At 68.3% G+C, this 10,331-nt stretch carries 10 protein-coding genes and 3 pseudogenes; 9 read left to right on the top strand and 4 right to left on the bottom strand.

The genetic code is table 11. From position 1 onward, the window contains the following. Window positions 1–148: 148 nt before the first annotated feature. The 5 genes and pseudogenes from ACFV9O_RS38420 (at window position 149) to ACFV9O_RS38400 (ending at window position 3,480) form a co-directional block, all read left to right on the top strand. On the top strand, window positions 149–403 hold the full coding sequence (locus ACFV9O_RS38420; protein ID WP_385427165.1) for a DUF5372 family protein: 255 nt from the start codon (window positions 149–151) through the stop codon (window positions 401–403). Between the two features lie 213 nt (window positions 404–616). Then, entirely contained in the window at window positions 617–1,096 is a 480-nt protein-coding gene (locus ACFV9O_RS38415; protein WP_385427162.1) for a transposase, read from the top strand. Beyond that, window positions 1,056–1,346, top strand: a complete 291-nt coding sequence (locus tag ACFV9O_RS38410) for a hypothetical protein (protein ID WP_385427159.1) — start codon at window positions 1,056–1,058, stop codon at window positions 1,344–1,346. Before ACFV9O_RS38415 ends, ACFV9O_RS38410 begins: the two co-directional genes overlap by 41 nt. A 33-nt stretch (window positions 1,347–1,379) precedes the next feature. Then, window positions 1,380–2,498 (top strand): annotated as a pseudogene (locus ACFV9O_RS38405) (recombinase family protein); the annotation flags it as partial. A 331-nt stretch (window positions 2,499–2,829) separates the two neighbouring features. Continuing rightward, complete coding sequence (locus ACFV9O_RS38400; protein ID WP_385427171.1) at window positions 2,830–3,480, top strand: hypothetical protein; 651 nt, start codon at window positions 2,830–2,832, stop codon at window positions 3,478–3,480. A gap of 9 nt (window positions 3,481–3,489) precedes the next feature. On the opposite strand, the pseudogene ACFV9O_RS38395 reads toward ACFV9O_RS38400, so the two are convergent. Further along, window positions 3,490–4,158 (bottom strand): annotated as a pseudogene (locus ACFV9O_RS38395) (DDE-type integrase/transposase/recombinase); the annotation flags it as partial. Window positions 4,159–4,567: 409 nt separating this feature from the next. On the opposite strand from ACFV9O_RS38395, the gene ACFV9O_RS38390 reads away from it, so the two are divergent. Then, entirely contained in the window at window positions 4,568–5,188 is a 621-nt protein-coding gene (locus tag ACFV9O_RS38390) for a dihydrofolate reductase family protein (protein WP_385427156.1), read from the top strand. A 610-nt stretch (window positions 5,189–5,798) separates the two neighbouring features. Beyond that, window positions 5,799–6,044 carry a hypothetical protein gene (locus ACFV9O_RS38385; protein WP_385427153.1) on the top strand — a complete coding sequence of 82 codons (246 nt, stop codon included), beginning with the start codon at window positions 5,799–5,801 and terminating at the stop codon, window positions 6,042–6,044. A gap of 262 nt (window positions 6,045–6,306) precedes the next feature. Here the strand turns inward: ACFV9O_RS38385 and ACFV9O_RS38380 are convergent, their stop codons facing one another. Then, window positions 6,307–6,606 carry a hypothetical protein gene (locus tag ACFV9O_RS38380; RefSeq protein ID WP_385427150.1) on the bottom strand — a complete coding sequence of 100 codons (300 nt, stop codon included), beginning with the start codon at window positions 6,604–6,606 and terminating at the stop codon, window positions 6,307–6,309. Between the two features lie 345 nt (window positions 6,607–6,951). Between ACFV9O_RS38380 and ACFV9O_RS38375 the strand changes: the two genes are divergently transcribed. Both ACFV9O_RS38375 and ACFV9O_RS38370 read left to right on the top strand, forming a co-directional pair. Further along, window positions 6,952–7,488, top strand: coding sequence for a DUF6232 family protein (locus ACFV9O_RS38375; protein ID WP_385427147.1), 537 nt, complete (start codon window positions 6,952–6,954; stop codon window positions 7,486–7,488). Then, a complete protein-coding gene (locus tag ACFV9O_RS38370; protein WP_385427144.1) occupies window positions 7,485–7,817 on the top strand; it encodes a hypothetical protein in 333 nt (110 codons plus the stop codon). Before ACFV9O_RS38375 ends, ACFV9O_RS38370 begins: the two co-directional genes overlap by 4 nt. 795 nt (window positions 7,818–8,612) lie before the next feature. Here ACFV9O_RS38370 and ACFV9O_RS38365 read toward each other — a convergent pair. Further along, window positions 8,613–9,035: pseudogene (locus ACFV9O_RS38365) on the bottom strand (hypothetical protein); the annotation flags it as partial. Window positions 9,036–9,429: 394 nt separating this feature from the next. Then, window positions 9,430–10,215, bottom strand: coding sequence for a DNA polymerase III subunit beta (gene dnaN, locus ACFV9O_RS38360; RefSeq protein ID WP_385427168.1), 786 nt, complete (start codon window positions 10,213–10,215; stop codon window positions 9,430–9,432). Window positions 10,216–10,331 lie beyond the last annotated feature (116 nt).

Here is a 10,331-nt window from a genome sequence, read left to right as displayed (position 1 = left end):
GTCAGCTGGGCGTTGAAGTCGTCCGGGCCGGTGAAGAGGCGGCCGGGCAGGAAGCTGGTCTCCAGGTAGCCGTTCGCGCGCTCGACCAGGCCCTTGTCACGCATCGTCGACTGCACCCGATCAGTACGCTCGGCCGGGTGTTGTCCGGGTGACGCATCCGTTCCACCCGTGGTGCGGGCGGGAGTTCATGTTCGTCGACCGGCGTCTGGCCTGGGACGAGGACAGGGTCAGCTTTGTGGACGAGTACGGTGAGGTGGCCTCGCTGCCTGCGGCGTGGACGGACGTCGACCCGGTCGATCCGTTCGTGGTGGTCGCCGCGGGCCGCTGCCCGTTCCGCGTGGACGACTTGCTGGCCGTCGCCGATCTCATCGACGCGCTGCGTGGACGGGCGTCGGGTGGATGACGCCGGGCCCGTCGCCTGATCCACGCCCTGCCCGACGGCGGGGTTGATCAACGGCGCGCGGAGGCGGTCAGCGGGAGCACTTCTGACCTGCTGGTTTGCCTCCGCGCGCCTGCTTTGTGGTCTTGGCCGGGGCGGGTGGTGGCGCGAACCTGGTGACACGGTCGAGTACTGGGGGAGGCGGGCGCGATGGCGGTGACGGCGGAGGATCCGAAGGTGGCCGTGCTGGCAGCGTCGCGGTCGCTGAACCCGCATCCGGAGAAGGTGACGGACGAGGTGTTCCTGGCCTCGCCGTTCTGCGATGCGCGGGACGTAGTGCAGGTCAAGTACGAGATGGTGCGCCGGGTCCGTGTCGACAAGGTGCCCGTGGCCAGGGCTGCCCGCGCCTTCGGTTACTGCCGTCAGGCGTTCTATGAGATCGCCGCGGCCCTGGACGCCGGCGGCCCGGCTGCTCTGCTGCCCGGCAAGCCGGGCCCGAAGGGACCGGTCAAGCTGACCGCCCCGGTCATGGAGCGCATCGACGCCTGGCTGGCGGCCGATGACGGCCTGACCTCGAAGGACATCGCGGAGAAGGTCGCCGAGGAGTTCGGCTTCACCGTCCACCCACGGTCCGTCGAGCGTGCACTGTCGCGTCGGCGCGAGCCAGAGAGCGCCGGTGAGGACGAGCCCATATCCCACCACCGTCCCAGGCGGTGACGCCGCGGCGGGCGTCACCGAGTACGAGCGGCTGCGCGAGAGCGCGGGCCGCGGCGGACGCCGTAATGGACTGGGCGTGCTCGTCGCCCGCGGCATGGTCGCGTTCTTGAAGGTGGCCGCCTCGCTGGCCGCCGCGGCGGCGCCGAGAAGTTGGGCCCCGCCGTCCGCCGAAGCAGCGGTCACCACACTGGATGCGGAGGTCATCCGGGTGTGGTCCCGCATGGTCCTGGCCCACGCCAACTCACCCTGATCCGCACTGACATGAGGGTGCACGGGAGCCTCGATGAACGACCAGCTGTTCGGCCCGGCCGCCAAGGTGACCGGCGGCCACCTCGCCAGAGACGCGTACTTGTATGTCCGGCAGAGTTCGCTCAAGCAGGTCCTGAACAACACCGAGTCGACGGTGCGCCAGTACGGGCTCAAGGAGCGGGCTCTCGCGCTGGGCTGGCCGGCCGACCGGATCATCGTCATCGACACCGACCAGGGCCAGTCCGGCGCGTCGGCCGCCGACCGGGAGGGCTTCCAGCGGCTGGTCACCGAGGTCGGCATGGGACACGCCGGGATCGTCCTCGGCCTGGAAGTCAGCCGCCTGGCGCGCAACAACACCGACTGGCATCGGTTGCTCGAGATCTGCGCGATGTCCGGGACCCTGATCTTGGACGAGGACGGCCTCTACGATCCCTGCGATTTCAATGACCGCTTGCTGCTGGGCCTCAAAGGGAGTCTGTCGGAGGCAGAGTTGCACTTGCTCAAGGCCAGGTTGCGGGGCGGTCAACTGTCCAAGGCCCGCCGAGGGGAACTGGTCAGCCCGCTGCCGATCGGCCTGGTCTACGACCCGGCCGGAAAGGTCGTCCTCGACCCCGACACCGCGATCCAGCAGGCCATCGCCGCGGTCTTCGAGCTGTTCGACGCGACCGGCTCGGCCACCGGCGTGGTCAAGGCGTTCAACCACCAGGGCCTGCGTCTGCCCCGCCGCATCGCCCACGGCCCGGACAAGGGCCAGGTCGTGTGGGCACCGGCCCAGCACTCCCGGATCCTGCAGATCCTGCACAACCCGCGCTATGCCGGGGCGTTCTTCTACGGCCGCTACCAGCACAAACCCGCCCCGGGGAGCGGGAAGAGCGGGCCGAAGCTACTGCCACGCGAGCAGTGGGTCGCCTTCTTCCCCGGCCACCACCCTGGATACATCACGCTCGAGAAGTACGACGCCAACCAGGACAAGCTCGCCTCCAACGCCACCGCGCACGGCAAGGACCGCCGTCACGGTCCGCCGCGTGAGGGTCCGGCCCTGCTGCAGGGCATGGTGCTCTGCGGGATCTGCGGCCGGCGCATGACCGTGCGCTACCACCAGCGAAAGGACCGGCTGGAGCCGGAGTACGTCTGCCAGGCCAAGGGGATCCAGTACGGCAACCCGATCTGCCAGCGCGTACACGGCGCCGTCGTCGACGCAGCCGTCGGCGAGCTGCTGGTCACCGCGCTGACCCCGCACGCGCTGCAGGCCGCCCTCGCCGTCGCCGACGAGTTGTCCGCCCGCGCGGATGAGGCCGACCGGCTGCGGGCCGCCGCCGTCGAACGCGCCCAGTATCAGGCTGACTTGGCCCGCCGCCGATACCTTGCCGTCGACCCGGACAACCGGCTGGTCGCCACCAGCTTGGAGGCCGACTGGAACCAGGCCCTGCGCGAGCTGGCCGAGGCCACCGAGACCTACGAGAAGACGAAGGCCACCGGAACCGGTGTCCTCGACGAGACCCAGCGGGGCCCGGATCACCGCACTCGCCAGGGATTTCCCGGCGCTGTGGGCGGATCCGGCCACCCCCGACCGCGAACGCAAGCGTCTGGTGCGGCTGCTGGTCACCGACGTCACCCTGGTCCGCGCGGAGCAGATCACCGCGCACGTTCGCCTCACCGGTGGGCAGGAGCACACCCTGACCATGCCCGTCCCGCTCGCCTCCTGGCAGATCCGGCAGACCCCGCCCGAGGTCGTCACCTCCATCGACGAGCTCCTCGACGACCACACCGACGGCCAGATCGCCGCCATCCTCACCGACCGCGGCCACCTCAGCGGCCTCGGCCAGGACCTCACCCCCGGCATCGTCAAGCACATCCGCCGGGCCTACCGCCTTCGCAGCCATCCCCAACGACTCACCGAGCAAGGGATGTTGAGCCTGAACGAGATCGCCCGCCGACTCGGCGTTCACACCAACACCGTCAAGAAGTGGCGCAACGAGGGCCTGCTGGCCGGACGCCTCGCCAACGACAAGGGCGAGTACCTCTACCACCTGCCCGGACCCGAGTTCACCCGGCCCCGCATCGGACGGCCGCCAGGCCCACGACCAGCACCAACGGAAACAACCATCGAATCAGCCCAAGGAGGCGCAGTATGAAGCATGAGGTTTCGCCTCCGGGTCCCGGGGCCGGCAGAGATGCACCCGGATGGCGAGCAGGCCCGCGAACGCGGCGAACTCGCTGGTCAGGCGTCCCTTGCCGACTCCGGCTTCGTTGTCCCAGACCAGCATCTTCGGCACGGCTCCCCATGCGGTCAGCAGCCGCCAGTGGGCGTCGATCAGATCGCCCGTCTGCCGTGAGGGCAGCATCCGAGCCGTGATCACCCGCGAGTAACCGGACACGATGACCAGCACCGGCGGGCGCCCGCTCTGGCCGTAACCGAGCGGGATGTCCACGGGCGGGAACCACAGGTCGCACTGCGCGAGCTCACCCGGCTCATAGACCGTCCGCGAGACGGGGTCCACCGGCAGATAAGCCGGCCGCAGTTCGCGCACCCGCTCCCGCAGGATCGTCAGCCCCCGCTCCCAGCCGATCCGCTCCGCGATCACCGTGACGGGCATCGTCGGGGTCTGTTTCAGCAGCTCCCGCAGGGCCGGCTCCACCGCATCCACCGCCGAGCCCTTCGGCGCCCGCCGATACCGCGGCGGACGGTCCGAGGCCAGCGCCCGCAGCACGGTGTTCCTGGAGATCCCCAGCTGACGGGCCACCGCGCGAGCCGACAGCCCCTCCATCCGGTGCATCCGGCGGATCTCAGCCCAGTCCTCCACGTGGATCACCCTCTCTTCCTCCCGACTTCAGAACCAGTGAAGTCAGGATGATCAAGAGATCGCAGAGTGGCTCACTTTTCATCCGCCGTCCGTGGCCCTCGTTTCACCCGTTGCCGAGAGTGGGCTGTCCGGCTGGTGAAAGCGCGAGGTTAGTGATCAGTTGGCTCGGAAATGTCGATGAGAACTGGCAACGCTGCCGGAGCGTGTGGGTCCTTCCCCCGATGCCGTGATGGTGGCCGGCCTTGGGGCCGCGTCGGTGCCCGAACTTCTCCGCAGCTCCGGCAGCAGAGATCCGAGTTTTCTGCTCGAACCCCACCGAAGCGAAGACCCACGTCCGGTAGGCCGATGAGTTTGTCGTCGCCGCAGGGTCTGACTCCTTGAACTCCCGACCACAACCGCGCGGAAAGGTACTCGTCATATGAGCAAGGTGGTCCTGCACGTCACCATGTCACTCGACGGCTTCATGGCAGGTCCGGACATCAGCATCGAACACCCCATGGGCCGGGGTGGTCTGCGCCTGCATGACTGGATTTTGAACACACCGACCAGCGACGTCGACGCCACAGTGACGCAGGAGATTTCGGCCTCGACAGGTGCCGTCGTGCTGGGCAGAAGGACATTCGACGTGGGTGTCGAGGTCTGGCAGGACACTCCCTTCCCGGTGCCGTGCTTCGTGCTCACACACAACGCTCGAAGCCAGCGCGCCATGAAGAGCGGGACCTTCACCTTCATCACCAACGGCCTGAAAAGCGCGCTTCAGCAGGCGGAAGCAGTGGCGGACGGGAAAGACGTCACACTGATGGGGGCGGACATCGCTCAGCAGGCGCTTAGCGCGGGACTCCTTGATGAGATCAATCTCCAGCTCGCACCGGTGCTCATGGGCGACGGACGCCGGCTGTTCGAGCATCTGGGAACGGAACACCTCGAGCTGGAACGGACCAGAATCCTCGCCTCGCCGCTCGTCACGCATCTGCGTTTCCAGGTCCCTCATGCGGCAGCGCTGGACCATGGCCTTGAGGCCAACAGCCGACAGAACTGAGGGCATCCAAAGGAAGGGTGCACGACGAATGGATCGCCTTCCCCCGCCGCTATCTCCCCATCGACAGCATGGACAGGCTCTACCCCCAGAACAAAGATCAGATCGATCCGGCTACACCACGACAGGGGACATGACCTCGCGAGGGAGGGCACCACGGCGGTGAAGCGCCCCCATCGCGAGACGGTCGTCGTCGACGGCCGCAGGCACGAGCCTGCTCCATCTCCTCGACCTCCTCGGCCTGGAACCGACGCATCCCCGCTGGCCAGAGACCTGAACGAGCCACCCGTGGCGCGCCATGGGCCCTCCTGGGAGCGTTGACGGCATAGCCCACAACCAGCGGGCGCGCACGCCCGTGTAGGTGCGCGTCCTTCCCTCAGCGTCGGTGGGCGTACGGAGGATGACCAAGTGGTCGCCGGAGGCACGTGACCTGTGGCAAGCTCATCTCCCTGGGGGAGAGGAACGACTGATGACCCATTACCAATGCGGATCGTGCTCGTATCAGAGCGACCATCTCGGCGAGGCTCAACAGCACTCGCACCAGACGGGCCACGTTTGCATCGGCAAGGACGGTGCCGGGCCAGCCGGAGGTAAGTTCGGCAAAGCCAGGGTCGTGGTTAAGGCCGGCGCCAGCGTTCTGGCCGCCACCACGATCGGGGTCCTCGCCTGGAAGTACAAGGGGCTTCAGGAAGAGCACGAGGAGCTCCAGACGAAGCACGAGGGGCTCCTGTCCATGGCTGCCGGACTGGTCGTGCAGTTGGCGGAGTCGACGGCGGAGAACGAGAGCCTGAAGTCGGAGAACGACTACCTGAAGTCGGCCACCGGTGCCTCGAAGACGCTCAAGAGCTACGACTGCTGAGTGAGGGCGTACTGCGGGTAGTGCCACTGGTGGACGGGTGCCCCGGCGCTCGATGCCGTTGGAAGGTCGAGCGGGTGCCGGCCCAGCCCGGCGCTAGATCCGTTCTCCGCAGGTCATCCATTCGGGAAGATCAACTGATCGCAGCGGGTCAGCCACCGATCAGCGCAGCGGTCCGAGTTGCAGAACCCGCCGAAGCACGATCACCTGAGGACCGTGATCAAGCTCGGAGGCTGTGCAAAAGAGTGACCCGCGAAGTACGGAGCTAGAGCCAGTGGAAGACATCGCGGACCTCGCCCGCGGCGACGCTGAGGTTGTCGGCGTGGAGGCGTCCGCCGAACTCGGTGGCGGCCTGCTCCAGCCCGCAGCCCTCGACCATCCGTGGTGCGACGTCACGTTCTCTGCTCACTGGGGAAGCCGGGAACCGCTTGCCTTCATCCCTGTCGCGCCCCAGCTGGTTGCCGAGTTCCACGGCGACACAGCCGTCGATCGGGGCCGCTGACCCCACCCTGTACGCCTCCACCGGCTCCGCATCGACATGGGCCCCAACGACGTTCCTGCTCACGGGTCGTAGCGGGGTCCCCCGACGCACGGGCGACGGCTCGAACCGCCACATCAAGCCCCGCGCCTGGGAGGAACATCAGCTTCAGGGATGGGCCCGCCGGGCATCTATTCAGAGAGACCTGTAGCGGCTGGACCGCGCCTGCCAACGTGGATGTCGAGGACGAGAGGCTGCGCACCCAGGTCGACGACGAACCGAGGGACGCGAAACCGGATGAGAACGGGAAGCTGGTGAGGGCGCGAGCCCCGAGCGATTTCGCTGCCCGCCAACTACCCCTATCCATGAGGCAAGTTGGCGAGGCCTAATAGTCTTGCGCGGCCATCGAGCCGCATGACGTACGGGGGACTTATGGAAGCGAAGGAATTCTCGCCGGAGCCGCCGCTGCCGGTGGCGCCGCCCGACGGGAGAAGCGTCGATCTGCACGTCGGCAAGCGGATGCTGTGGGTCGGGGAGGCTGCCTATCCGCTGCACAACCTTGCGCGGGTGAGGACCGCCGAGTTCAAGCCCAAACGCTGGCGGGCGTTCGGGTATTTCGTGATCGGGGGCCTTATCGCGTACCTGGCGACCGCCCCGGTGCCCGAGCTGCGAATCGTCGGCATCGGTCTGGTGATCGTTCTGTTCGCATGGTTCCTGAAGGTGCTGACGTCGCCGAGCCAGTATGCGCTTGTCATCGAGACGTGCGGCGAGGCAAGCGCGTGGGTGACGCTGCCCGACCGCGAACGGCTTCGGCAGCTCGTCGCTGACATCGTGGAGGCCGTTGAGAACCCGGAGAAGGAACTGCGCGCGAGGGTGGAGACCATCAATTTCAACCGCAATAACTACGACTACGGCGACACGGTCAACATGTACGGCGGCGCGGGCAACGTGGGGGTGCAGAAGAAGTGAGCGGTGACACCGTCAACATGCACGGCGGGACCCACAACATCGGGATCCAGCACCAGCACTCCGGCGGGGCGCAACCGGCGCCCCCGGATCTCCTTGAAGCGATCGCGGAACTGTCGCACCTCCTGCAGGAACTGCGCAATCAAGGGGTCACGCCCGCAACCGCGCAGGTCATCGACAACTCCTTGCCCGTGATCTCCTCCCAGGCGAGCCCCCCGGAGGAGCGGCGCGGCGCCCTGATCGCCGTAGCCAGCATCGCCCAGAGCGTTGGAGCCCTGGGGACGACGATCGTCGATGCGGTCGACAGGGTCCTTGGGCTGCTGGGTCAATAGGGCGGCCCTCGACGCGCCCGGTTCGCTGGCGAGGCTCGACGCGGGCCCCAACGACGTGCCCGCGGAGCGTAGCGGGGTCCCTGGCAGATGCGTACGCGCCCCGGGCCAGAGCGGCGATCCCGGGGCGCGATGGCGGGGCTTGTGAAGCGGACACCGGATGGTGAACCCCGCCAAGTCACAATATCCACTTCCGCTCGCGAGCGGATCCGTTGTCCCTCCGGCGCGAAGAGCGGGCCCATGGACGTGCGAAGTGGCACGGGCCCGCTTCTTGCGTGATCTCGCGTCCTGTCCGACGAGATGCTTCCACGCTATGAAGAGTCGGCAGACAAGGCGACTCGAAGGTCCGCAGATGGGGCCAGCTGGTGGGCGCTCACCAGAGCACGACGGTCCGGCTTGGCTCCACTCCGGCAGCTGCTACGCGTCGTCGTCGGGGCCGTGGTGGAGGTAGTCGTAGGCGTGGCAGGCCTTGCCCCAGAGCTCGGCGGCGCGGTCGTAGCCTTCCTGGGCGATGAGCCTGGCGTAGAGGTCGGGGAAGTTGCGGCCAGTGCCGTCGCCGCCTGGGTCGTCGTCCATGGCTTCGGCGAGTGTGTACGGGTCGGTGTCCACGCGCGGGGCCAGGTGGTCCAGGTCGGGTGCGTAATCGCCGACGGCGATAGTGGTCCATCCGACGTGCTGCGTGTTGTGCATCTGGCGCCGCAGGCCAGCGGCGACGTCTTCGGCCTGGCGCTCATGCTCGTACGGGACGAGGCGGACCGGGTCCAGGTCGGGCCGGGTGAGGATGACGGCGTAGCCGAGGGGTTCGGTGTAGCGGACGGGCCGGCCGAGCTCGTGGGCGAAGCGGATCTCGGCGCGGGTGGAGTCGCCGATGTAGCCGCCGGGGTTAACGACGAGGACCTCGTCGGCGGCGCGGATCTTCCACCGGTGGAGGTCGTCCAGCTGCTGCTGGAGTTCCTCTGCGCGCTGCGGATTGCTCCACAGCGGGTACGGCGTTTTCATGTCGCAGCCGGGGGCGAGAACGATGCGGCCGGCGGCGGTTTCGCGGAGGTTGGCCTCGGCGAGGTCGGCCCAGAAGCGGGTGGAGCCGCACAGGCAGACGATGGTGGGCCGGTCCGAGGGGTGGTCGGCGGACAGCGGAGCGGCCGCTGTGGCGTCGCTGTTGATCGGAGTGTGTGCGCTGGGTGCTGCGGTGGCGTCGTTGCGGGGCTGGTTGTCGGTCATGCCGGGGTCCGTTTCTCCGCTGTGGGTGGAGCGTGGTCGGTGGACGGGGAGGTCGAAGAGGGCGACGTTGGTGCGCTCGAGCTCGAGGCGCTCCATGAGGTTGGTGCCCCTGGTCTGGACGCAGGCGGGGCACAGGTGCCGGGTGGTGACGATCCAGCCGTCGGCGGTCATGCGGCGGGCCCAGGCCGGATCGAGTTGTTGAGTGGGCAGGGTGAGTTCGTAGTCGTCGTCTTCGAGGTCTTGGGCGTAGTAGGTGACGCCGCAGCTGACGACGTAGACGGTGCGCGGGTCGAGGCTCATCGTTTTCTCCGGGCCCGGGCGCTCGGTGGCTGGGGTTGGGAGGCCCGGGGCGGCCAGCTGAGCGTGGCGACCTGGCGGCCGCCCCGGGGCGGGGTCAGTTGGAGACGCGGATCGGCATGATCAGGTAGGTCAACGAGTCGTCGCCGGGGGCGTTGCCGTCTTTGTCGGTGCCGGTGAGAAGGGCGGGCTTGGTCGGGCCGACGATGCTGAACTTGACGGCGTCGGCGTCGATGGCGCCGAGTCCGTCCAGCAGAAACGCGGGGTTGAAGGCGATGGTGAGCGGGGCGCCGGTCTCGGTCTCGAAGTTGGCGTCGATCCGGTCGCGGGCCTGGGCGTCGTCGCTGCTGCCGGCGGTCAGCGACAGTGCGCCCTGGCTGAAGTGGAGCTGGACGGGCTGACCCCGTTCGGCGACAAGGGCGACGCGCTTGACCGCCGCGGCCAGTTCCGCGCTGCCGACGACGGCGGTGGCCTCGAACTCGGTGGGCCACAGGTTCTTGTACGCGGGCAGCTGGCCTTCCAGGGCGCGCATCGTGGTGCTGCGCGCGGGGCCGGCCATGCCGAAGACGCCCTGGCTGGAGGGCAGTGCGAGGTCGACCTGGTCGGTGTCGGCGAGCATCTTGGCGGAGTCGAGCAGGGCCTTGGCCGGGACGACGGCCTGTCCGTCGGCGGTGTCGCCGGTGGGCGTCCAGTCGATGCTGCGGACGGCGAAGCGGTAGCGGTCGGTGGCCGCGAGGGTGAGCTTGCCGTCGGCGACGGTGAGGTGGATGCCGGTCAGGATGGGCAGGGTGTCGTCGCGGCTGGCGGCAACAGTGACCTGGGAGACCGCGCGGGCCAGGTCGTGCCCGCTGGCGGTGCCGGATGCGTCGCTGAGCTTGGGCAGGCTCGGGTACTCCTCCAGCGGCCGCAGCGGTCCGGGTCGGTGCCCGGAAGGGACTCGGCGGCATCGACCATGACCATCCGCAGTGCCTGGTAGAGCGCCAGCAGCGACCACATCTC

Origin of the sequence: Streptomyces sp. NPDC059909, assembly GCF_042730885.1 — a bacterium.
Taxonomy (GTDB): Bacteria; Actinomycetota; Actinomycetes; order Streptomycetales; family Streptomycetaceae; genus Streptomyces.
The sequence above is the reverse complement of the archived record's forward strand: the minus strand, read 5'-3'. Positions and strand labels throughout refer to the sequence as shown.

Coding starts and splice junctions, on each gene's coding strand:
- ACFV9O_RS38375 (WP_385427147.1), top strand. CDS start 6,952: ATGGAAGCGAAGGAATTCTCGCCGGAGCCGCCGCTGCCGGTGGCGCCG.
- ACFV9O_RS38390 (WP_385427156.1), top strand. CDS start 4,568: ATGAGCAAGGTGGTCCTGCACGTCACCATGTCACTCGACGGCTTCATG.